Below are 20,462 nucleotides of genomic sequence, written 5' to 3'. Positions count from 1 at the left end.
CGAGGAATCGACGAGACAGTTTCTATCAGTCTGAAGCGGTGCGATCGGTGGCGATGTGTGACAACTTTCCCGCGCGAGGGCTTTTCGCGCGCCGGTTAGCTAAGTGAATGAAGCGCGAATTAAGCGCGCCGCCGCGTGCTCCATAAAATGCACGCGATCAGCACAAGTTGCAAAGGCAGCCGCACAAGCAATAACCACGATGGAACTTGTGAGAACTGATCCGCGTGTTGATACATGAATACGTTGGCGGGCGTGACGGCAATGGTCAGTAACGTCAGCCCGATGCCCGCTGCGCTTCGTGTGCGTTTGATCATCACGCCGATCGCGCCAAGCAATTCGAAAACGCCGCTCACAATGACGGCCAGGAGTGGGAAGGGAATACTGGGCGGTACGATTTTCACGAAGAGCGGCATGTACAAAAAGTGGCACGCTCCGCCGATCAGGAAATACAGAAACACGAACCACAGCCCGATGCGTTGGCCCACGGACATTCTTCTAACCGATGAAAATCTGAGTGAAGACATTGATGAGCGAGCGCAGTGTTATTGAATCTGACGATGGCAGCGCAAACCTTGCGCCGAACTTGTAGATCACCCATAGCCGATGATTAGCCGATGACCTAAAAAATCGATGACCCAAAACAAAAAACCGCCCAGCAAGCTGGGCGGTTTTTATCAATTCTGGTCGGGGTGAGAGGATTCGAACCTCCGGCCTCTACGTCCCGAACGTAGCGCTCTACCAGGCTAAGCTACACCCCGAATGTTCACTCTGAGACGGTTCGTTTCCTTTTCAGGACTGTCTTGCCGTCGAGTAAGAACATAATTCTAGCAGGCTCTCTTTAAAAATGGAATCTGGAAACGAAGAAATTGCATTCGCTGCCGCCTGGGCTTCCTGCCGTGCACATTTCAGCGTGTGATCCAGCGCGCCCGATTTCGTGATGGCTTCAAAGATGGTATCGAATTTATCGGTGCCGCCTTGCTCGATCGCCTCGCGCGCGAGCGCTGCCTGTTCGGCCGAACCATGTTCCATCAAATAGATGAGCGGGAGGGTGGGTTTGCCTTCGCGCAGATCGTCGCCGGCATTTTTCCCCATCGATTCCGCCGTGCCGGTGTAATCGAGCCAATCGTCCATGATCTGGAACGCCGTGCCGATGCGCCGGCCAAATTCCGCCGCCGCCGCTTCCGTCCGGGCATCCGACCCGGACAGCACCGCGCCCAGTTGGGCCGCCGCTTCGAAAAGCTTGGCTGTCTTGTAGCGGATCACCTGCATGTAGCGCGCTTCGTCCACATCAGGGTCGTGCATGTTCAACAACTGCAGCACTTCGCCTTCCGAGATCACGTTGGTCGCGACCGACAGGATCTCCATCACGCGCATCTTGCCCACGCCGACCATCATTTCGAAGGAGCGCGAGTACAAAAAGTCGCCGACGAGCACGCTCGCCGCGTTGCCGAACAGCGCGTTCGCGGTCTTGCGGCCGCGCCGGAGATCGGATTCGTCGACTACGTCATCGTGCAGCAGCGTGGCCGTATGAATGAACTCGACCACGGCGGCCAGCTCATGCCGGTGCCCGGTGGTGTCGCCGAGCGCGCCTGCGACCAGCAACAAGAGCGCGGGCCGGAGCCGTTTGCCGCCAGCCCCGATGATGTACTCGGAAATCTGGTTGATCAGCATCACTTCGGATGCCAGGCGCTGCCGGATGACGCGATTGACCTGCTGCATGTCCTCGGCGATAGGCTCGAGCACGTTGGCGGCGTTTGGGGAGGAAATGGCAGTGGACGACATGATCGGCAATTAGGATAGTGCCGCGAATTATAAGGCGAATCGGCCGATAGCCGCCTCTAAAGACGCCTCGGACGAACCGCGCGGGTGGCCGCGACAAGCCTGACGCGAGGCTTCAGGCGGCGAAATCGCGATAATGGTGCGCACGCCGTGCTCGGTTCGGACTGCCGCCGCTCCGTTTTTTCCGATGAACAACGGTTTTGACGGAGTGCCTAACTCTCTGTATAATCACGCGTTTTCGCGCACGGTGTGCGGAAAAATGAATTCAGAGTGAGGTTCTCAATGTACGCGGTCATAAAAACCGGTGGCAAGCAGTATAAGGTTGCTGTCGGCGAAAAATTGAAAGTAGAACAGATACCGGCAGACATTGACGCTGAAATCACGCTCGACCAGGTTCTCGCAGTAGGCGAAGGTGAATCGATTCAGTTCGGTGCACCGCTGGTCAGTGGGGCTTCCGTCACATGTACCGTCGTGTCCCAGGGTCGTCACAAGAAGGTCACGATCTTCAAGATGCGTCGCCGGAAGCACTACCAAAAGCACGCTGGCCATCGCCAGAACTACACCGAACTGCGTATCGACGCTATCAACGCCGCGTAAGCGTCGTTGAGTCGATTAAGCTAAACGGTCAAGGAGCTATTAAATGGCACACAAAAAAGCAGGCGGGTCATCCCGCAATGGTCGCGACTCTGAATCAAAGCGCCTCGGCGTGAAGGTTTACGGCGGCCAGGCTATCAACGCAGGCGGCATCATTGTTCGCCAGCGCGGTACGCGCATGCACCCGGGCGACAACGTCGGCATGGGCAAGGATCACACCTTGTTCGCGCTGACCGACGGCCACGTCACGTTTTCGACGAAGGGCGCAGCAAAGAAGCATCTGGTCAACGTTGTCCCGGCTGCCTAAGTAGTATTCAGGCACGGGCTTCAGGACCGGAAAGGGCCCCGCGAAGTTCGCGGGGCTTTTTTTATTGGCTGGCTTGATTGACTCGGCCAGGCAGTGACATATATCGAATGGCCTAGTGGCTGGCATCGGCCGGTCGCGGCAGAATAGTGTGTCGACGGGAGTTGGCGCTTTAGCGCTTACTCCCGTCCCATGCAAGGCGGTCGACTGGAGTTGGCGTGTCGACCAGAGTTGGCGCTGTCGACCGGAGTTTGCGCTTTAGCGCTTACTCCGGTCCCATGCGCCTACTCTGGTCCCATGCCTTACTCCAGTCCCATGCAAGGCGGTCGACGGGAGTTGGCGCTGTCGACCAGAGTTGGCGCTGTCGACCGGAGTTTGCGCTGTCGACCAGAGTTTGCGCTGTCGACCAGAGTTTGCGCTTTAGCGCTTACTCTGGTCCCATGCGCTTACTCTGGTCCCATGCGCTTACTCCGGTCCCATGCGCTTACTCTGGTCCCATGCGCTTACTCCCGTCCCATGCAAAGTGAAACACGGGACGGAGCAACTCATGAAGTTCATTGACGAAGCGAGAATTGAAGTCATCGCCGGCGACGGAGGGGATGGCAGCGCGTCGATGCGGCGCGAGAAGTTCGTCCCGTTCGGCGGACCGGACGGCGGCGACGGCGGCCGGGGCGGCAGCGTGTATGCGGTCGCGGACCGCAATATCAACACGCTGATCGACTACCGGTACGCGAAGAAACACCAGGCGCGCAACGGCGAAAACGGCCGCGGCGCCGACTGCTACGGCAAGGGCGGCGACGACATCATCTTGCGCATGCCGGTCGGCACGATCATCGCGGACACGGAAACGGGCGAGTTGATCGCCGATTTGACCGAGCATAACCAGAGCGTGCTGATCGCGCACGGCGGTGCGGGTGGCCTTGGGAACCTGCACTTCAAGTCGAGCACGAACCGCGCTCCGCGCCAGAAGACCGAAGGCAAGCCAGGCGACCGGCGCATGCTGCGTCTCGAGTTGAAAGTGCTCGCCGATGTCGGTTTGCTCGGCATGCCGAACGCGGGCAAGTCCACGTTCATCACGGCAGTGTCGAATGCTCGGCCGAAAATTGCCGACTATCCGTTCACCACGCTCGCGCCGAATCTCGGCGTGGTGCGTGTGGGACCGGAAAAGAGCTTCGTGATCGCCGATATTCCAGGCTTGATCGAAGGCGCGGCGGAAGGCGCGGGTCTGGGCCACCGGTTCTTGCGCCACTTGCAGCGGACCGGCGTGCTGTTGCATCTCGTCGATCTGGCCCCGTTCGACGACGCAGTCGATCCCGTTGTGGAAGCACGCGCGATCGTCAACGAATTGCGCAAATATGATGAAGCGCTGTATGAAAAGCCGCGTTGGCTTGTACTGAACAAGCTCGACATGGTGCCGGACGACGAGCGTAAATCGCGCGTGGCGGACTTCATCAAGCGGTACGAATGGGACGGCCCGGTGTTCGAAATCTCGGCGCTGACGGGGCAGGGCTGTGAAAGTCTGACGTATGCCATCTTCGATTACATCTCGAAGAATTCGGATGCGTCGCGCGCGGCAGAAGCCGAAGATCTCGCTGCGGATGTCCGTTTCCGCGACGAACCTGCCGTCGTGGCGCCGCAGATCGTGCCGGAGATCGACGAAGACCAGGACGAAGACGAAGCGTAAAAGTTTGGCCCGTGGTTATCGAGGCAAATCCGAGGAGAAATGCGTCAGATGCGTTCCGTCATAGCCGCTTCGAAGCGACTCGTAGTGAAAGTGGGATCGAGCCTGGTGACCAACGACGGGCGCGGGCTCGACCACGCGGCTATCGCCCGCTGGGCTGCGCAGATTGCGGCGCTGCGCGGGCAAGGCAAGGAAGTCGTGCTGGTCAGTTCCGGCGCGATCGCCGAGGGTATTCATCGTCTGGGCTGGACGAAGCGGCCGCGTGAAATTGACGAATTGCAGGCGGCTGCTGCCGTTGGCCAGATGGGCCTGGCGCAAGTCTACGAAAGCAGTTTCGCGAAGCACGGCATGCGCACGGCGCAGATTCTTCTCACGCACGCCGATCTCGCCGACCGGGAACGCTATCTGAACGCACGTTCAACGCTACTCACCTTGCTGCGCCTGGGTTGCGTGCCGATCATCAATGAAAACGACACCGTCATCACCGACGAAATCAAATTCGGCGACAACGACACGCTCGGCGCGCTGGTAGCTAACCTTATAGAAGGCGACGCGCTGATTATCCTCACCGATCAGCGCGGCTTGTTTACCGCTGATCCCCGGCACGATCCCACAGCCACACTGGTCGAGCAGGCCGACGCCGGCACGCCGGAACTCGAGGCCATGGCGGGCGGCGCGGGTTCCAGCCTGGGGCGTGGCGGCATGTTGACCAAGATTCTCGCGGCGAAACGCGCGGCGCACAGCGGCGCGAACACGGTGATCGCGAGCGGGCGGGAGTCGGATGTCCTGACCCGGCTGGCGTCAGGCGAGATGATCGGTACGCAATTGATGGCGCGCACAGCCCGCATGGCGGCCCGCAAGCAATGGATGGCGGATCATTTGCAGGTGCGTGGCCACGTGGTTATTGACGACGGTGCGGTCGAGAAGCTCACTGCGGGCGGTAAAAGCTTGCTGCCAATTGGCGTGATCGACGTTCACGGCGCGTTCGCGCGCGGAGAAGTGATCGCGTGCATGAATCCGGGCGGCCAGGAAGTGGCGCGCGGCATCACGAATTACAGCAGTTCGGAGGCGCGGTTGATCCAGCGTCGGCCGAGCGGTGAAATCGAAACGGTGCTGGGGTATATGCTCGAACCCGAATTGATTCATCGGGACAATCTGGTGCTGGCGTAAGCAGGGAGGCTCCTGTCCAACACAAGGAATCCGCGAATCTCAGTTGCACCCCAAACTCGTTGGACGGTGTGCAACGTCGCGGTGTCGGCTATTTCGGTTTCTGAGCTCCGACGTTTTGGCTAAACGCGTCTGTTTCTGCGCCTTTATATACCGAATCTTCTTCCTGATCGGCCGGTAATTGCCCGATGCTTGATGCGTCCCTGTGCGCGAGATCGCGCGACGCCAAGCGTACGGTCGCACCCGCCGTGCGCTGGAAGGCGTATTCGGACAAGAGCCTCGAGTCGAGCAGGGTCACCGTTATTTCTCCTCATAATGACGTCTTACTGAAACTTCCCGGCCGATTGTATGCGAGCGATTAATTGATCGGTAATAATTGCAACAAATTATCTCTTTTGCGTGACGACACCTTGTAAAACGATGTGGCGACCGACAAAAAAGCCCGCTGACCGTCAGGTGCAGCGGGCTTTTTCACCAGTCATTCGATCTAGTGATAGTTCGAAACCGCAGTCCGCTTCATCTTGATGTTCTGCAAAATCTCCTTGGCCGACCCTGTCGGCAACTTGTTCGCGCAGAAGTAATCCTGATACAGCGCGGCATGATAGGCGTTCAACTCGCCGTTTTCGATGCGTCGAAAATCGTTCTCGACCGTGCGGTCCCAGTCGGTCTGGTCCTCATTAATGCTCGCATACAGGCGCCAGTTATAGTTGTCGCAGCGAATGCCTTCGTAATTGACATTGCGCGCACCGGCCGGGCTTTTCACGACAACGGTGTAGCGGATCACGCCGTCGGTTCCCACGCTGAGCGAGTTTTTATCGATGAAAAAAGACAGCGGCGTATTTTCCGAGACATTGAACTCCAGGAGATCCGCGTTCTGCGGCAAAGGCGGCAGGGTATCGACCTTGTTTTCGACCCAGTTCGGCTTGCGGTCCATGAGGTAGACGAACGCGCTGTCGTCCTTGTTTGTCGGCTTGGCGCTGCCGCAACCGGCGAGCACGGCAAGGGCTGCCGCGGATACCGCGAACAATGCAATGGCTTTCAATTCTTGATTTCCTGAGGTTGATGCAGAAGCGACTGCAAATAGATCGTGTCGCGTGAAAAGCGCCGCGTTTTGTCCCGCCAAGGGAACGCGCCGGCATGTCAAACACGCAAGCCCAGCCTTCGACGCTGCACGAAAAAAAGCGGCGTGCGTTGCCGCACCGCCGCTTCGAATGACACACGTCCTAATCCCGCGAAGGACGTTGTGCGTAGATGTGCAGCTCTTCGGTCACGGAACATTCTGCCTGAATGACACCGCCGTTAGCAGAAACGGCCGCATCTTCCAACGTCATGCCCTGAATCACGCGTGGATACCGGTTGGCATGATGCGCCATACGTTCCGCGCGCTCAGCGCGCACAACCGCGCGCCTCAGAAAGCGAGAAAGTTCCGTGAGCGCAAGCTGATATACATCCCGCTTGAACTCGATCACCGCGTCGAGCGGGACCCAATACTCATTCCACCGCCAGGCATCGAATTCCGGATGATCAGTCGCACGCAAACAAATGTCACAGTCACGGCCTACCATGCGTAACAAAAACCAGATCTGTTTCTGTCCGCGATAGTGTCCGCGCACCTCGCGCTTGATGAACTTGTCCGGCACCTCATAACGCAGCCAGTCACGGGTTCGACCCACGACCTTCACGTGCTCCGGAAGCAAACCGGTTTCTTCGTGTAACTCCCGATACATCGCTTGCACGGGGGTCTCGCCGTACTTGATGCCCCCCTGCGGAAACTGCCAGGAATGTTCACGCAGCCGCTTGCCCCAAAACACTTCATTGTGCGCGTTCAAGAGGATGATGCCGACGTTCGGGCGAAAGCCTTCACGATCCAGCATACAACCACCTTCGAATCCTTTAAAATTGCTTTGATTATAAACAGATAACGGGCCTGGCGCACCGGCACGAACCCGAATCGGAGTTCGTTTCGCTTGAGTGCCGGGGCGGTCGGCCGACGCCTTGCCGTATCGCTGTCCCGTCGTTCACTCGTTCCGCACGTTCTGCATGTTCCGCAGGTTTGGGCAATAAGCCCATTCAATCGACGCGCTCCCGCATTGGAAAATTTTTGAATGAAAGCATCCCGTTTCTTTATCGGCACCCTGAAGGAAGCTCCCACCGACGCGGAAATCGTCAGCCACCAACTCATGATGCGTGCGGGCATGATTCGCCGCGTGGCCGGCGGTATCTATAGTTATCTGCCTATCGGCCTGCGCTCCATCCGCAAGGTGGAGACAATCGTGCGTGAAGAAATGAACCGGGCTGGCGCGCTCGAATTGTTGATGCCCGGCGTGCAGCCGGCCGAACTCTGGCAGGAATCGGGACGCCTGGAACAGTACGGCCCCGAACTGCTGCGTATCAAGGATCGTCATGACCGCGATTTCGTGCTCGGACCGACGCACGAAGAAGTGGTGACGGACATCGCGCGGCGCGAGATCAAGAGTTACCGGCAATTGCCGGTCAATTTTTACCAGATCCAGACCAAGTTCCGCGATGAAATCCGGCCGCGTTTCGGCGTGATGCGCGGACGCGAATTCATCATGAAGGACGCGTATTCCTTCGACCGCGATCAGGCGGCACTCGCCGAGTCGTACAAGAAAATGTTCGATGCCTACGTGCGTGTATTTACGCGTATCGGCCTGGAATTCCGCGCGGTCGCGGCCGATAACGGCTCGATCGGCGGCAGCGGTTCGCATGAATTCCACGTGATCGCCGACACCGGCGAAGACGCAATCGCGTACTGCCCGACCTCGGATTACGCGGCAAACGTGGAAGCCGCCGACGCGTTGCCGTTGAACGCCACGCGTCCGGCGCCTGCGGAAGAAATGAAGAAGACGGCCACGCCGGGCAAGGCGAAGTGCGAGGCGGTCGCGGAATTGCTGAACATTCCGCTGCAACGCACGATCAAGTCGATCATCCTCGCGACGGAAAACGAAGGCGCCGAGCCGACCATCTGGTTATTGATGCTGCGCGGCGACCATTCGCTGAACGACATCAAGGCGAACAAGCAGCCGGGTCTGGCGGGTTATCGCTTTGCAACGGAAGCCGAAATTATCGATACGTTCGGCACGCCGCCCGGCTATCTCGGCCCGATCAACACGAAAAAGCCGGTCAACGTGATCGCGGACCGCACGGTCGCGAACATGAGCGACTTCGTGGTCGGCGCGAACGAGGTGGACTATCACATCACCGGCGTGAACTGGGGCCGCGACCTGCCGGAGCCGGTCGTGGCGGACATTCGCAATGTGCTGGCAGGCGATCCGTCGCCGGATGGCAAGGGCACGCTGGAAATCTGCCGCGGCATTGAAGTGGGCCACGTGTTCCAGCTCGGCACGAAGTACTCGGATGCCATGGGCGCGTCGTTCCTCGATGAAAACGGCAAGCCCGCGCCCATGCAAATGGGCTGCTACGGCATCGGCATCACGCGGATCCTGGGCGCCGCGATTGAACAGAACTTCGACGCCAAGGGCATCATCTGGCCGGAATCGATTGCTCCATTCGAAGTTGTGTTGTGCCCGATGGGCTACGACCGCAGCGACGCCGTTCGCGAGCACGCCGACAAGCTGTACGCGGCGCTGCAGGCTGCGGGTATCGACGTGGTCCTGGACGATCGCGGCGAACGGCCCGGCGTGATGTTCGCGGAGTGGGAGCTGATTGGCGTGCCGCATCGGCTGGTGATTGGTGACCGTGGGCTCAAGGAAGGCAAGCTCGAGTACCAGGCACGACGCGACGCCGAAGCCACCTTGTTGCCGGTGGATGACGCGGCGAACGTGGTGATCGAGAAGGTGCGCGCTGCACTGGCTCGTGGAGCGGCCCGGTAACGTGCAGTACAACTTCCTCTCGGCGACGGTGCTGCTTATCCTGATCACCGATCCGCTCGGCAATATCCCGATCTTCATCAACGCGTTGCGTGGCGTGGAGAAGGAACGCCGGCGGATCGTGATCTTGCGGGAAGTCGCCATCGCCTTCGGGATCCTGCTGTTGTTCATGCTGGCGGGCGACCGCTTTCTTCGCGCGATGAGCCTGACGGATTTGTCGTTGCGGCTGGGCGGCGGGATCGTGTTGTTCCTGATCGCCTTGCGCATGATTTTTCCGCATCCCGACGGTCCGATGGGCGGTGATTCACGCGGCGGCGAACCGCTGATCGTGCCGCTGGCCATTCCCGCGCTGGCCGGTCCGTCGGCGCTGGCGACGGTGATGTTGCTGACATCGCAGGCGCCCGGGCAGATGTGGGAATGGATCGGAGCACTGACGGTCACCATGATGGTCTGCGCGATCGTGCTGGTGCTGGCCGAGAAGATCCAGCATTGGCTGGGCGAACGGGCCGTTACGGCGTTCGAACGGCTGATGGGATTGGTGCTGGTCGCGATATCGGTGGAAATGATCCTCACCGGGATACGGACTTTCGTGCATCAACTGGCTGCAAATGGCTGACTGAAGATCATCCCGGGGCAGCTTTCGAGGTGGTGAATATAAAAAGGCCGTTTCAACGTAAGTTGAAACGGCCTTTTTGATCTTGAGTGCGCTGAACATCGCCAAGTGGATGATGCGGCTATTCGCCGCACCTCAAACGCTGGCGAAACCGAATTACGCGCCTTCCGTCAGTGCACGGATAGTCGGCAGGTTGCGCCAATATCCCTTCGCGTCCATGCCGCAGCCGAACACGTACCGATCCGGCACTTCGAAGCCGCAAAAGTCCGGCCGCAGGGGTTTCGATTTATTGATGAGCTTCTCGCACAGCACAGCCGAAAGGAATTTCTTCGCACCCATGGCCATGATGCGGTCGCGGATGGCAGCCATGGTTTCGCCTTCATCCAGGATGTCGTCGAGCACCAGCACCACGCGATCCTTTACCGATTCCGCCGGCGCCACGCGCCATTCCATCTTGTCGCTACCCTTGGTCGCGTTCCGATACCGCGTCAAGTGGATGTAGTCGAACTCAAGCGGAAAGTCGAGGTGCGGCAGCAGCATGCCGGTGAACACCGCCGCGCCGCCCATGACGGACAGCACGAGCGGGAACTCTTCGCCCGCGCTCGCGCCAATGGCTTTCGCCATGCTTTCGATCGATGCGGTCACGTCTTGTGCCGAAACAATCTCTTCGGAGTGGCTGAAAATGTGGAGTGCTTCTTCGCGATTCATAAGGGCAGGCGGCGAGGGTGTAGAGCTAAAAATAGGGGAAACGAGGCGCTAAGCGCCACATGATAAACCCGCGTTCCTCAGCAAAACGCGGGTCATGGAAATCAAACCCGATCAAAACTTCAACGCATGCCCGGCATCATGCCCTTCATGCCGCGCATCATTTTCTGCAGATTGCCGCCCTTCAGCTTTTTCATCATGCCGCGCATCTGGTCGTATTGAGCGAGCATGCGGTTGACTTCCTGGACCTGCACGCCCGCGCCCGCAGCAATACGGCGCTTGCGCTGGGCCTTGATCAGATCGGGTTTCGCGCGCTCCAGCAGCGTCATTGAATTGATGATGCCTTCCATCCGGCGCATCTGTTTTTCCGCGACGCCCATGTTCGCGCCTGCCGCAGCCTGCTGGAACTGTGCCGGCAGCTTGTCCATCAGCGACGACAAACCGCCCATGTTCTTCATCTGCGCCAGTTGCGCGCGGAAGTCGTTCAGGTCGAAATCGCCGCCTTTCTTGACTTTATCGGCGAGTTTTTGCGCGGCTACGCTATCCACGCCTTTCTGCGCTTCCTCGACCAAAGCGAGAATGTCGCCCATGCCGAGGATCCGGTTCGCCATCCGGTCCGGGTGGAAAACTTCCAGCCCGTCCAGTTTTTCGGCGACACCCACGAACTTGATCGGCTTGCCGGTCACGTGACGCACTGACAGCGCCGCGCCACCGCGTGAATCGCCGTCCAGCTTGGTCAGCACCACGCCGGTCAGCGGCAGGGCGTCGCTGAACGCCTTCGCGGTATTCACGGCGTCCTGGCCGAGCATGGCGTCGACCACGAAGAGCGTTTCCGCCGGTTTCAGGATCGCGTGAAGCTCGCTGATTTCCTTCATCATCGCTTCGTCAATACCGAGCCGGCCGGCTGTATCGACGATCAGCACGTCATGGAAATGGCGTTTCGCCCAATCCACCGCCGCACGGGCGATATCCGCCGGCTTCTGATCCGGCTCCGACGGGAAAAAGTCCGCGCCGACTTGTTCGGTCACCGTTTTCAACTGCTGAATAGCGGCCGGACGATACACGTCGACGGAAACCGTCAGCACTTTTTTCTTGTGCTTTTCGCGCAGCAGCTTGGCGAGCTTGCCCGACGTGGTGGTTTTACCCGCGCCTTGCAGGCCGGCCATCAGGATGATTGCCGGCGGCGTGACCGCGAGATTCAGCTCGACGGCCTTACCCTCGTAATCCCCGCCGATGATCGCCGTCAGCTCGCGCTGCACGACGCCGACAAGCGCCTGACCCGGCGACAGGCTCGAAAGCACCTCTTCGCCGAGCGCTTTTTCCTTCACCTTCGCGATAAATTCGCGCACAACCGGCAACGCGACGTCAGCCTCGAGCAGCGCCAGGCGTACTTCGCGCAGCATTTCCTGCGTGTTAGCCTCGGTGAGCCGGGCTTCGCCGCGCAGCGTCTTGACGACGCGCGCCATCCGTGTAGTGAGTGTGTCGAGCATGGGAGCGTGTGGAGAGTGCGGCCGGGTAACAGTGACGACTTCCTGACGGAGCCTGGCTTCAAGACGACCCGGCAAGAGGGGGAAGACGTCGTGGCTTCAGGGCCTGGTGTAAACTTCGAACATGGATATTGTACTGTATGCCCTCACTGCGCTTCTCTACGGCGGACTTGCCGTAGCTGGCTGGCGCGCGCATCGCAACACGGCCGTTGAGCCGGCGCTGGCGGGCATGCCGGTGGGCGGTCGCCTGGCCGGCGGCGTGAGTACCGGAATGAACCCGGGCATGGCCGACTCCATGCAAAGCGGCCGGGCATCGAAGGCGTCGGGCATGAGTACGATGGGGCGCGTATTGCTCGGCGTCGCGTTGCTCGTGCATGGCGTCTTGTTGCACACCACCATCTTTCCGCAGAACGCGATGGTGTTCGGCTTCGCCTTCGCGCTCTCCGCCATGTTCTGGCTGGGCGCGGGCATCTACTGGATAGAGAGCTTTTTCTTCCCGCTCGACGGCCTGCGGCTGCTCGTGCTGCCGCTTGCATGCATGGCCTCGGTCATGCCGCTGATTTTTGGCGGCGTGCGCGTGCTGCCGTATGCCGCCGCGCCCATGTTCAAGCTGCATTTCCTGATCGCGAATATTGCGTACGGGCTGTTCGCCATTGCCGCGCTTCACGCCATCCTGATGCTGATGGTGGAAAAGCGCCTGCAGAACATGCGCGGGACGGCCACGCGACATACATCGAATAGCTGGGTGTCGAGCTGGCTTGATACGTTACCGCCGTTGCTTACGCTTGAAAAATTGTTGTTCCGCCTGATCTCGGCGGGCTTCGTGCTGCTGACGCTTACGCTCATATCGGGTGTTGCGTTCAACGAACAACTCGTCGACAAGGCGTTCAAACTCGACCACAAAACCGTGTTCGCCATTTTGTCGTGGCTGATGTTTGGCGCGCTGTTGACCGCTCGCCGTGTGTCAGGCTGGCGCGGCCGCGCCGCGTTGCGCTGGGTGCTCGCTTCGTTCGTCGCATTGCTGCTTGCTTACGTGGGCAGCCGCTTCGTGTTCGAAGTGCTGTTGCATCGCGCGGTCGTTTGACGCGGTCAGCTGAATCCTCCGGCTTTTATTGCCTCTACTATTAGTAAGATCATGCGCCAACTTCTCCTGCTGATATTTGTGTTCTTTGCGAGCCAGTGGCTGTTCAAGAAGCTCAAGCGTGCCCAGGCCGCCGCTGGTGCACAAGCGGGTCCACAAGGTGCAGGGGCCACGCGCGCGTCTCAGGGCCCGGCGGCTTCCCGTTCCGCGCCGCAACTTCCCGATCCTCTGGTGCGCTGCGCGGAATGCGGCGTGCACACGCCCAAGAGCGAAGCGATTGTCGCGGCCGGGCATCGCTTCTGTTGCACCGATCACGCCCAGCGCTACGCCGCGCATCCCACAGGCCGCGACGCTCGATGAGCGTGACAGCGTTGATCGATGCCGACGGCTGGTACACGGCAGCGTTCCGGGTGCCGTCTCCGAACTTCGAAGCGCGTCCGGCGGGTATTGAGCCAACCCTCGTCGTTGTTCACAACATCAGCTTGCCGCCCGATGAATTCGGCGGCAACGCGATTGCCGAGTTCTTCCAGAACCGTCTCGATCACGACGCTCATCCGTACTATGACCACTTGCGCGGCGTGCGGGTCTCGTCACATTTCGTGATTCATCGCGATGGCCGCATCGAGCAGTACGTGTCGTGCAACGAACGCGCATGGCACGCGGGCGTGTCGAGCTTTCTCGGACGCGAGCGATGCAACGACTTTTCGGTGGGTATCGAACTGGAAGGCAGCGATCGATGTGCGTTCGAGGACGCGCAATATGCGTCGCTCAACGATGTCGTCCAGGCGCTCACCCGGCGCTATCCGATCGAAGCCCTAGCCGGACATTCGGACATCGCTCCGGGTCGTAAAACCGATCCTGGCCCGTACTTCGAATGGCCGCGGTTGCAGGGCGATACACAACTCCCGCTTCAGTACTTTCCCTATCTCGGCGACGTTTGATTCGCTGTGTGTTCATGCTTGATCAAGTGCGTTGCCGCGTGAGTCGCTGAGCCGTAGTGACGCGCTATGCCTTGCCATCGTCGCCGGCTTACCGCCCGCCTTGCCTCACCGCTTCCGGTAGACCGAAAGAGCTTTCATTTTGCATCGCAGCGCGTTTGCGTGTGTTCGGCGCACCTTGGCGCGCTTTCCCTTATCCGACTTTGCCATTTCAAAAGTCAACCCTCTGAGGGCTATTCTTCAGCAAATAAAAGTTTTTGAGACTGTGCGGAATGCCACTATACTTGGTGCTCAGAGACGTAATTCGCACTATATGTTGTGTTGTCCAGGCGGCGCCCCGCTCATAGAGCCGGCGCCGCACGCTTTCCGGCCATAGAAGAAAACACCGGATAAGCCACTGATTTGTCGTGTAAAAACCGTCGGCATTCAGTTTGAAAGACCGAGGCAAACAGGCGTAGCGGGAAGGGTTGTCTTCATCGGTTTGAAGCGTATCGGGCCACGGAAAAACCATGGACTGAGCGCGAGAACGGCACCGGCAATTTTCCCGACTGAGCCGTTATTCAATTTTCAATTTCATCGTCGTGCGCGGTTGGCAGAAGTAGGGGAAAGCAGTAGCGAACAGCAACAAAGCAGCAACAAGCAGCCACCACGCACGGCACGCATCTCAATCCGCGGACGTTCCGCACCATCGAACACCTGGAGATTTGCACATGCAAACCACCGACAACACCACGACTTCCTACGAGGGCGCCTCCGTGCGGCCCATCGGCGCACAGAGTCAGCCGAGCGCCAGCGCGCTCGCGCCGGACGCCACACTGGCCGACTACAAAGTGATCCGCCGCAACGGGACCGTGGTGTCGTTCGAGCCGTCGAAGATCTCCATCGCCGTGACGAAGGCGTTTCTGGCCGTGAACGGCGGCCAGGGCGCAGGCTCGGCGCGCGTGCGCGAACTCGTCGAACAACTGACGCAGAGCGTTATCCGGGCGCTGGTTCGCAGCCGTCCGAACGGCGGTACGTTCCATATTGAAGACATTCAAGATCAAGTCGAACTCGCGCTGATGCGTGGCGGCGAGCACAACGTGGCGCGCGCGTACGTGCTGTATCGCGAGAAGCGCACGCAGGAACGCGCGCACGCACCGGAAACGCGCGCGAATGCGCTTGGCATCAACGTGATCGACAACGGCGTGTCGCATCCGCTGGATCTGGACGCGTTGAAGGCCCGCATCAATGAAGCGTGCGCGAATCTCGGCAGCGAAGTGAGTGCCGATCCGATCGTCGCGGAAACGGTGAAGAACCTCTACGACGGCGTGCCGATGGCGCAAGTCTATGACTCCGCCATTCTCGCCGCGCGCACCATGATCGAAAAGGACCCGGCGTACAGCCAGGTCACCGCGCGTATTTTGCTGCACACCATTCGTCGTGAAATCCTGGAAGAGGACGTCTCGCAGGGCGAGATGGCTACGCGCTACGCTGAATATTTCCCGCTGTTCATCAAGCAGGGCGTGGAAGCGGAACTGCTCGACGAAAAGCTGCAGCAGTACGACTTGAAGCGCCTGGGCGCCGCGCTCGACGCCGACCGCGATCTGCAATTCGGCTATCTCGGCCTGCAGACGCTGTATGACCGCTACTTCCTGCACAACGAAACCAAGCGCATCGAACTGCCGCAGGCGTTCTTCATGCGCGTTGCAATGGGCCTGGCGCTGAACGAAATCGACCGCGAAGCACGGGCGATCGAGTTCTACAACGTGCTGTCGAGCTTCGACTTCATGTCGTCGACCCCGACGCTGTTCAACTCGGGCACGCGCCGTTCGCAATTGTCGTCGTGCTATCTGACGACGGTTGCCGACGACCTCGACGGGATCTATGAAGCGCTGAAGGAAAACGCGCTGCTGTCGAAGTTTGCGGGTGGCCTGGGCAACGACTGGACGCGCGTGCGTGCGCTCGGTTCGCACATCAAGGGCACGAACGGCAAGTCGCAAGGCGTGGTGCCGTTCCTGAAAGTCGTGAACGACACGGCCGTCGCGGTGAATCAGGGTGGCAAGCGCAAGGGCGCGGTGTGCGCGTACCTGGAAACGTGGCATCTGGATATCGAAGAATTCCTGGAACTGCGCAAGAACACGGGCGATGACCGTCGCCGCACGCACGACATGAACACGGCGAACTGGATTCCCGACCTGTTCATGAAGCGCGTCCACGAAAACGGCGACTGGACGCTGTTCTCGCCGGCCAACACGCCGGATCTGCATGATTTGTTCGGCGCAGCGTTCGAAAAAGCGTACGTTGCGTATGAAGAGAAGGCAGCGCGCGGCGAGCTCAAGCTGTTCAAGAAGGTTCCGGCCGCGCAACTGTGGCGCAAGATGCTGGGCATGCTGTTCGAAACGGGTCACCCGTGGATCACGTTCAAGGATCCGTGCAACATCCGTTCGCCGCAGCAGCACGTGGGCGTTGTCCACTCGTCGAACCTGTGCACGGAAATCACGCTGAACACCAGCGACACCGAAATCGCCGTTTGTAATCTCGGCTCGGTGAATCTGGTTGCGCACATGAAGACGCAGGCTGACGGCACGCTCGCGCTCGATCACGACAAGCTCAAGCGCACCATCAGCGTGGCCATGCGCATGCTCGATAACGTCATCGACATCAATTACTACGCCGTCGCCAAAGCGCGTAATTCGAACCTGAAGCATCGTCCGGTCGGTATGGGCATCATGGGTTTCCAGGACTGCCTGCACTTGCTGCGCACGCCGTATGCGTCGAACGAAGCCGTCGCTTTCGCCGATACCTCCATGGAAGCGGTCTGCTACTACGCTTACTACGCGTCGACGGAACTGGCGCAAGAGCGCGGGCGTTATTCGAGCTATCGCGGCTCGCTGTGGGACCGCGGCATTCTCCCGCAGGACTCGCTGAAGCTGCTGGCCGAAGCGCGCGGCGGTTATGTGGAAGTGGACGACAGTTCGTCGATGGACTGGACCGAACTGCGTTCGCGGATCGCCACCTACGGCATGCGCAATTCGAACTGCGTGGCAATCGCTCCGACCGCGACCATTTCGAACATCATCGGCGTATCGGCATGTATTGAGCCGACGTTCCAGAATCTGTACGTGAAGTCGAATCTGTCGGGCGAATTCACGGTCGTGAACGATTACCTGGTGCGTGACCTGAAGGAACGCGGCCTGTGGGACGAAGTGATGGTCTCGGACCTGAAGTACTTCGACGGCACGTTGTCGCGCATCGACCGGGTTCCGGCCGATCTGCGAGCAATCTACGCAACGGCGTTCGAACTGGACGCGACCTGGGTGGTGGAAGCCGCATCGCGCCGTCAGAAGTGGATCGACCAGGCGCAATCGCTGAACATCTATATGGGTGGCGCGTCAGGCAAGAAGCTCGACGAAGTGTACAAGCTGGCGTGGCTGCGCGGTCTCAAGACCACGTATTACCTCCGCACCATGGCCGCCACGCACGTCGAGAAGTCGACGGTCGCTCACGGTCAACTGAACTCGGTGCCTTCGGGTAACTCGGGGAATGGCGAGGGCGGTGCTTCTGGCGCGAACGGCAACGGTTTTGGTTCGCAGGGTTCGCATGGATCGTCGACGGGTGGTTTCAACGCCGCTGCGGTTGCGGCGCCGGCGATTGCCGCTGCGGCCGAAGCAGAAGCCGATGGTCCGGTCTGCATGATGCGTCCGGGCGATGCCGGGTTCGACGAGTGCGAGGCTTGCCAGTAAGAGGGTGGTAAGCGAGAGGCCGATGCAATCGGCCTCTCGCCAGTCAGGTAGTGTTTGAGAGTCGAGGCCGGTACGAGGCGGCTGTTCTTTCCACAACGGAAGGGGCGGCGGGTTCGGAACCGGCTTTTTCTATTTGTGCTCGCTGAGTTCCGGTAGCTCGCGGCGTTTGAAATTCGAGTCGCGGTCCCGAAGCGGTTGCCCTTTCCGCAATCGACTTGGGCGATCGGATTCGGAGCGAGCCTTTTGTATTTGTATTTACGCTCGTCGAGTTCAGAAGCGTTGCAGCGATTGAAATCGGAAGCCGGTACCCAAAATGCATCGGCTTTTCGACAACGAACCGGGTTGACGAATTCAGGTCGGCCTTCCTATAGGTATCGTCACCGCCGCGTCGAAGCGACGCGCATGCGCGTCACCCCCGTGTTCCCCTCGATATCTCATGCCCCGCGTCGCGTGCCAACTTCGCGGTAATCGGAATCGAAAGAAACGAAAACAATCCGACGACGACGAACGCAGGCCAGAAATCCGACCAGACGATCTGCGGATGTCCTTGCAGGGAATGCGAAATTTGCAGCGCGATTCCGCCGATTGTCACGCCCAACCCAAGCGACACCTGCTGGATAAAACTCCCGAGACTCGTCGCGCGACCCACATCGCGGCTTTCGATCTCGGCATACGTCAGCGAGTTGAGGCTCGTGAATTGCAACGCCGGGAAAAAACCGCCGAGCAGCACGACCGCCCAGATGAGCCACGTCGGCGTGCCCGGATAGAACATGCCGCACGCGGCGATCGCGATGCCCGACAGCGCCGCGTTGACCATCAGCGTCTGCCGGAAGCCGAACCGGTGCAGCACGCGCGACGCGAGCGAGCGCATGAACATGCCGCCAAACGCCGACGCGCAGGTGATCGAGCCGGACTTGAACGCGCTCATGCCGAGCCCTTCCTGCATGGCGAGTGGGAGCAGAAATGGCACCGCGCCCAGGCCGATGCGAAACAGCGAGCCGCCCACCACGCTCGCCTGGAACGTCGGCACGCGCAAGAAGCGCAGATCGAGGAGCGGCAGTTTTATGCGTCGCGAGTGCAGTAAATACACGATGAGGAAGGCCACGCCGGCGAGCGTCATGATCGTCGCGGTGAGATCGGAGACCAATTCGCCGCCGATCAGCGAAAGCCCGAGCAGAAACAATGTGCCGCCGCTCGCCGACAAAAAGAAACCGAACCAGTCCAGCGGTCCGGGATGCGGTTCGCGCGCATTACCGATGTAGCGGTTGGTCAGGTAGATGCCAAGGATGCCGATCGGGATGTTGATGAAGAAGATCAGGCGCCAGTGCAGATAGGTGGTGATGAAGCCGCCGAGCAGCGGTCCGACGGCGGGGCCGAACATGGCGGGCACCGAGAGGTAGTTCATCGCGCGGATGAATTCGGAGCGCCGCACGGAGCGGAAGATGATGATCCGGCCGACCGGCACCATCATCGCGCCGCCTACGCCCTGGACGAAGCGCGCGAGCGTGAACGGGATCAGCGAGGTGGACGCCGCGCACAGGATGGAGCCGGCGACGAAGATGCCAATAGCAAGACGGAAGATCGTGCGCGCGCCGAAGCGGTCGGCGACCCAGCCGCAGATCGGGATGAAGACCCCGAGGCCGAGCACATAACTGGTGACGGCGATCTTCAGTGTGACGGGGTCTCGGCCGAAAGCTTTGGCCATTTCGGGGATTGCGGTGACGATGACGTTGGCATCGACGCTTTCCATGAACATCGCGCAGGCGACGATAAGAGGGGCAGCGAAAGCTTTTATGGCTAGCGACATGGAGAACGGAAGGGGATCTCTTCGCGGCGGGAAGCTGGGATTATGGCATCGATATCATGGCAGCGACATCGCGAAGTGCCGTGATGAGCGACACTCGAGCGACATCCGGCGACGATAAAACCCGAGGAGAACGACGATGGACCCCGAAGATCTGCAGCGTCTCGTCACGCAGAAGATGCCCTATGGAAAGTACAAGGACCGCTTGATCGCGGACCTGCCCGGCCACTATCTCGCGTGGTTCGCACGTGAGGGTTTTCCTGCAGGACAACTCGGCCGGCTGCTCGCGCTGATGCACGAAATCGATCACAACAACTTGCGTGAATTACTCACGCCGCTGCGCGGCAAGCGAGGTTGAAAAGGCGTGTGCAAGCGGCCGCTGCCGGGTGATTCATGCGCGCGTCCGCGGTGCCTCCGTGAGCTCGCAGCCGCATTTTCACGCTTGAAATCCGCACTTGCATGACGTATTCGTTTGTACTATAGGTAGTCGTCACAGGCTCAAAACACCCAATATTTTGTGGTTTTGCCTTTGCGATGACGGCGTCGAGTGCTACACTTTCGACATGGAAACGAGACGCGCCAGCGTATCGTTTTCCGCAGCAAGACACGTGTAATCGCGAGCTCGGCGCAACGGTTTTTTTAGAGTGAAGAAGCACTCGAAATGCGGGTTGAAGCGGGTCGTCGAAGGTCATGATCCGAAGCTTGGCTCAACCAATTTGAGCGAGTCGCGAGCAGC

18 protein-coding genes and 1 tRNA gene are annotated in these 20,462 nt (G+C 59.8%); 11 read left to right on the top strand and 8 right to left on the bottom strand.

What is annotated here, in order from left to right; genetic code table 11:
- Positions 1 to 119: 119 nt before the first annotated feature.
- The 3 genes from ACSQ8V_RS15610 to ACSQ8V_RS15600 all read right to left on the bottom strand — a co-directional run bounded on the left by ACSQ8V_RS15610 (position 120) and on the right by ACSQ8V_RS15600 (position 1,782).
- Positions 120 to 491, bottom strand: a complete 372-nt coding sequence (locus ACSQ8V_RS15610; protein ID WP_436182752.1) for a DoxX family protein — start codon at positions 489 to 491, stop codon at positions 120 to 122.
- Positions 492 to 681: 190 nt separating this feature from the next.
- Positions 682 to 758: transfer RNA gene (locus tag ACSQ8V_RS15605), tRNA-Pro, on the bottom strand.
- Positions 759 to 789: 31 nt separating this feature from the next.
- Positions 790 to 1,782, bottom strand: a complete 993-nt coding sequence (locus tag ACSQ8V_RS15600) for a polyprenyl synthetase family protein (RefSeq protein ID WP_120309445.1) — start codon at positions 1,780 to 1,782, stop codon at positions 790 to 792.
- Between the two features lie 279 nt (positions 1,783 to 2,061).
- Between ACSQ8V_RS15600 and rplU the strand changes: the two genes are divergently transcribed.
- From rplU to proB, 4 genes are all read left to right on the top strand, one after another.
- The gene (gene rplU / locus ACSQ8V_RS15595) at positions 2,062 to 2,376 is read left to right on the top strand and encodes a 50S ribosomal protein L21 (RefSeq protein ID WP_056354755.1); all 315 of its coding nucleotides are present in this window, start codon (positions 2,062 to 2,064) and stop codon (positions 2,374 to 2,376) included.
- 43 nt (positions 2,377 to 2,419) lie between these two features.
- The gene (gene rpmA, locus ACSQ8V_RS15590) at positions 2,420 to 2,680 is read left to right on the top strand and encodes a 50S ribosomal protein L27 (RefSeq protein ID WP_031360734.1); all 261 of its coding nucleotides are present in this window, start codon (positions 2,420 to 2,422) and stop codon (positions 2,678 to 2,680) included.
- A 544-nt stretch (positions 2,681 to 3,224) separates the two neighbouring features.
- Positions 3,225 to 4,361, top strand: coding sequence for a GTPase ObgE (gene obgE / locus ACSQ8V_RS15585; protein WP_213767297.1), 1,137 nt, complete (start codon positions 3,225 to 3,227; stop codon positions 4,359 to 4,361).
- Between the two features lie 48 nt (positions 4,362 to 4,409).
- Positions 4,410 to 5,528, top strand: a complete 1,119-nt coding sequence (proB, locus tag ACSQ8V_RS15580; RefSeq protein ID WP_213767296.1) for a glutamate 5-kinase — start codon at positions 4,410 to 4,412, stop codon at positions 5,526 to 5,528.
- A 484-nt stretch (positions 5,529 to 6,012) separates the two neighbouring features.
- Here proB and ACSQ8V_RS15575 read toward each other — a convergent pair whose 3' ends face one another.
- Complete coding sequence (locus ACSQ8V_RS15575) at positions 6,013 to 6,567, bottom strand: CNP1-like family protein (RefSeq protein WP_213767295.1); 555 nt, start codon at positions 6,565 to 6,567, stop codon at positions 6,013 to 6,015.
- A gap of 181 nt (positions 6,568 to 6,748) precedes the next feature.
- Positions 6,749 to 7,399 (bottom strand): RNA pyrophosphohydrolase, encoded by a 651-nt coding sequence (locus ACSQ8V_RS15570; protein WP_213767294.1) that lies wholly within the window; start codon positions 7,397 to 7,399, stop codon positions 6,749 to 6,751.
- A 231-nt stretch (positions 7,400 to 7,630) separates the two neighbouring features.
- On the opposite strand from ACSQ8V_RS15570, the gene ACSQ8V_RS15565 reads away from it, so the two are divergent.
- Positions 7,631 to 9,379 (top strand): proline--tRNA ligase, encoded by a 1,749-nt coding sequence (locus ACSQ8V_RS15565; protein ID WP_436206269.1) that lies wholly within the window; start codon positions 7,631 to 7,633, stop codon positions 9,377 to 9,379.
- Position 9,380: 1 nt separating this feature from the next.
- Positions 9,381 to 9,992 (top strand): MarC family protein, encoded by a 612-nt coding sequence (locus tag ACSQ8V_RS15560; protein WP_436206268.1) that lies wholly within the window; start codon positions 9,381 to 9,383, stop codon positions 9,990 to 9,992.
- A 153-nt stretch (positions 9,993 to 10,145) separates the two neighbouring features.
- Here the strand turns inward: ACSQ8V_RS15560 and ACSQ8V_RS15555 are convergent, their stop codons facing one another.
- Both ACSQ8V_RS15555 and ffh read right to left on the bottom strand, forming a co-directional pair.
- Positions 10,146 to 10,697 carry a hypoxanthine-guanine phosphoribosyltransferase gene (locus tag ACSQ8V_RS15555; protein ID WP_213767291.1) on the bottom strand — a complete coding sequence of 184 codons (552 nt, stop codon included), beginning with the start codon at positions 10,695 to 10,697 and terminating at the stop codon, positions 10,146 to 10,148.
- A gap of 119 nt (positions 10,698 to 10,816) precedes the next feature.
- Entirely contained in the window at positions 10,817 to 12,184 is a 1,368-nt protein-coding gene (ffh, locus tag ACSQ8V_RS15550; RefSeq protein ID WP_213767290.1) for a signal recognition particle protein, read from the bottom strand.
- A gap of 121 nt (positions 12,185 to 12,305) precedes the next feature.
- On the opposite strand from ffh, the gene ACSQ8V_RS15545 reads away from it, so the two are divergent.
- The 4 genes from ACSQ8V_RS15545 to ACSQ8V_RS15530 all read left to right on the top strand — a co-directional run bounded on the left by ACSQ8V_RS15545 (position 12,306) and on the right by ACSQ8V_RS15530 (position 17,922).
- Positions 12,306 to 13,265, top strand: coding sequence for a cytochrome C assembly family protein (locus ACSQ8V_RS15545; RefSeq protein ID WP_436182744.1), 960 nt, complete (start codon positions 12,306 to 12,308; stop codon positions 13,263 to 13,265).
- 51 nt (positions 13,266 to 13,316) lie between these two features.
- Positions 13,317 to 13,622, top strand: coding sequence for a PP0621 family protein (locus ACSQ8V_RS15540; protein WP_436206267.1), 306 nt, complete (start codon positions 13,317 to 13,319; stop codon positions 13,620 to 13,622).
- Positions 13,619 to 14,203, top strand: a complete 585-nt coding sequence (gene ampD / locus ACSQ8V_RS15535) for a 1,6-anhydro-N-acetylmuramyl-L-alanine amidase AmpD (RefSeq protein WP_436206266.1) — start codon at positions 13,619 to 13,621, stop codon at positions 14,201 to 14,203. The genes ACSQ8V_RS15540 and ampD overlap by 4 nt, the downstream gene beginning before the upstream one ends.
- 707 nt (positions 14,204 to 14,910) lie before the next feature.
- Positions 14,911 to 17,922 (top strand): ribonucleoside-diphosphate reductase subunit alpha, encoded by a 3,012-nt coding sequence (locus ACSQ8V_RS15530; RefSeq protein WP_436182742.1) that lies wholly within the window; start codon positions 14,911 to 14,913, stop codon positions 17,920 to 17,922.
- A gap of 409 nt (positions 17,923 to 18,331) precedes the next feature.
- Here the strand turns inward: ACSQ8V_RS15530 and ACSQ8V_RS15525 are convergent, their stop codons facing one another.
- Positions 18,332 to 19,729 carry an MFS transporter gene (locus ACSQ8V_RS15525; protein ID WP_213767285.1) on the bottom strand — a complete coding sequence of 466 codons (1,398 nt, stop codon included), beginning with the start codon at positions 19,727 to 19,729 and terminating at the stop codon, positions 18,332 to 18,334.
- A 136-nt stretch (positions 19,730 to 19,865) separates the two neighbouring features.
- Between ACSQ8V_RS15525 and ACSQ8V_RS15520 the strand changes: the two genes are divergently transcribed.
- The gene (locus ACSQ8V_RS15520; protein ID WP_213767284.1) at positions 19,866 to 20,084 is read left to right on the top strand and encodes a DUF3820 family protein; all 219 of its coding nucleotides are present in this window, start codon (positions 19,866 to 19,868) and stop codon (positions 20,082 to 20,084) included.
- Positions 20,085 to 20,462 lie beyond the last annotated feature (378 nt).

This window comes from Caballeronia sp. LjRoot31, assembly GCF_964253885.1.
Classification (GTDB): domain Bacteria; phylum Pseudomonadota; class Gammaproteobacteria; order Burkholderiales; family Burkholderiaceae; genus Caballeronia.
The sequence above is the reverse complement of the archived record's forward strand: the minus strand, read 5'-3'. Positions and strand labels throughout refer to the sequence as shown.

Excerpts from the sequence above, each read along its gene's own strand:
- ACSQ8V_RS15610 (WP_436182752.1), bottom strand. The coding sequence starts at position 491 with ATGTCCGTGGGCCAACGCATCGGGCTGTGGTTCGTGTTTCTGTATTTC.
- proB (WP_213767296.1), top strand. The coding sequence starts at position 4,410 with ATGCGTTCCGTCATAGCCGCTTCGAAGCGACTCGTAGTGAAAGTGGGA.
- ffh (WP_213767290.1), bottom strand. The coding sequence starts at position 12,184 with ATGCTCGACACACTCACTACACGGATGGCGCGCGTCGTCAAGACGCTG.
- ampD (WP_436206266.1), top strand. The coding sequence starts at position 13,619 with ATGAGCGTGACAGCGTTGATCGATGCCGACGGCTGGTACACGGCAGCG.
- obgE (WP_213767297.1), top strand. The coding sequence starts at position 3,225 with ATGAAGTTCATTGACGAAGCGAGAATTGAAGTCATCGCCGGCGACGGA.
- rpmA (WP_031360734.1), top strand. The coding sequence starts at position 2,420 with ATGGCACACAAAAAAGCAGGCGGGTCATCCCGCAATGGTCGCGACTCT.
- ACSQ8V_RS15520 (WP_213767284.1), top strand. The coding sequence starts at position 19,866 with ATGGACCCCGAAGATCTGCAGCGTCTCGTCACGCAGAAGATGCCCTAT.
- ACSQ8V_RS15545 (WP_436182744.1), top strand. The coding sequence starts at position 12,306 with ATGGATATTGTACTGTATGCCCTCACTGCGCTTCTCTACGGCGGACTT.
- ACSQ8V_RS15530 (WP_436182742.1), top strand. The coding sequence starts at position 14,911 with ATGCAAACCACCGACAACACCACGACTTCCTACGAGGGCGCCTCCGTG.
- ACSQ8V_RS15540 (WP_436206267.1), top strand. The coding sequence starts at position 13,317 with ATGCGCCAACTTCTCCTGCTGATATTTGTGTTCTTTGCGAGCCAGTGG.
- ACSQ8V_RS15525 (WP_213767285.1), bottom strand. The coding sequence starts at position 19,729 with ATGTCGCTAGCCATAAAAGCTTTCGCTGCCCCTCTTATCGTCGCCTGC.
- ACSQ8V_RS15570 (WP_213767294.1), bottom strand. The coding sequence starts at position 7,399 with ATGCTGGATCGTGAAGGCTTTCGCCCGAACGTCGGCATCATCCTCTTG.
- rplU (WP_056354755.1), top strand. The coding sequence starts at position 2,062 with ATGTACGCGGTCATAAAAACCGGTGGCAAGCAGTATAAGGTTGCTGTC.
- ACSQ8V_RS15600 (WP_120309445.1), bottom strand. The coding sequence starts at position 1,782 with ATGTCGTCCACTGCCATTTCCTCCCCAAACGCCGCCAACGTGCTCGAG.
- ACSQ8V_RS15555 (WP_213767291.1), bottom strand. The coding sequence starts at position 10,697 with ATGAATCGCGAAGAAGCACTCCACATTTTCAGCCACTCCGAAGAGATT.
- ACSQ8V_RS15565 (WP_436206269.1), top strand. The coding sequence starts at position 7,631 with ATGAAAGCATCCCGTTTCTTTATCGGCACCCTGAAGGAAGCTCCCACC.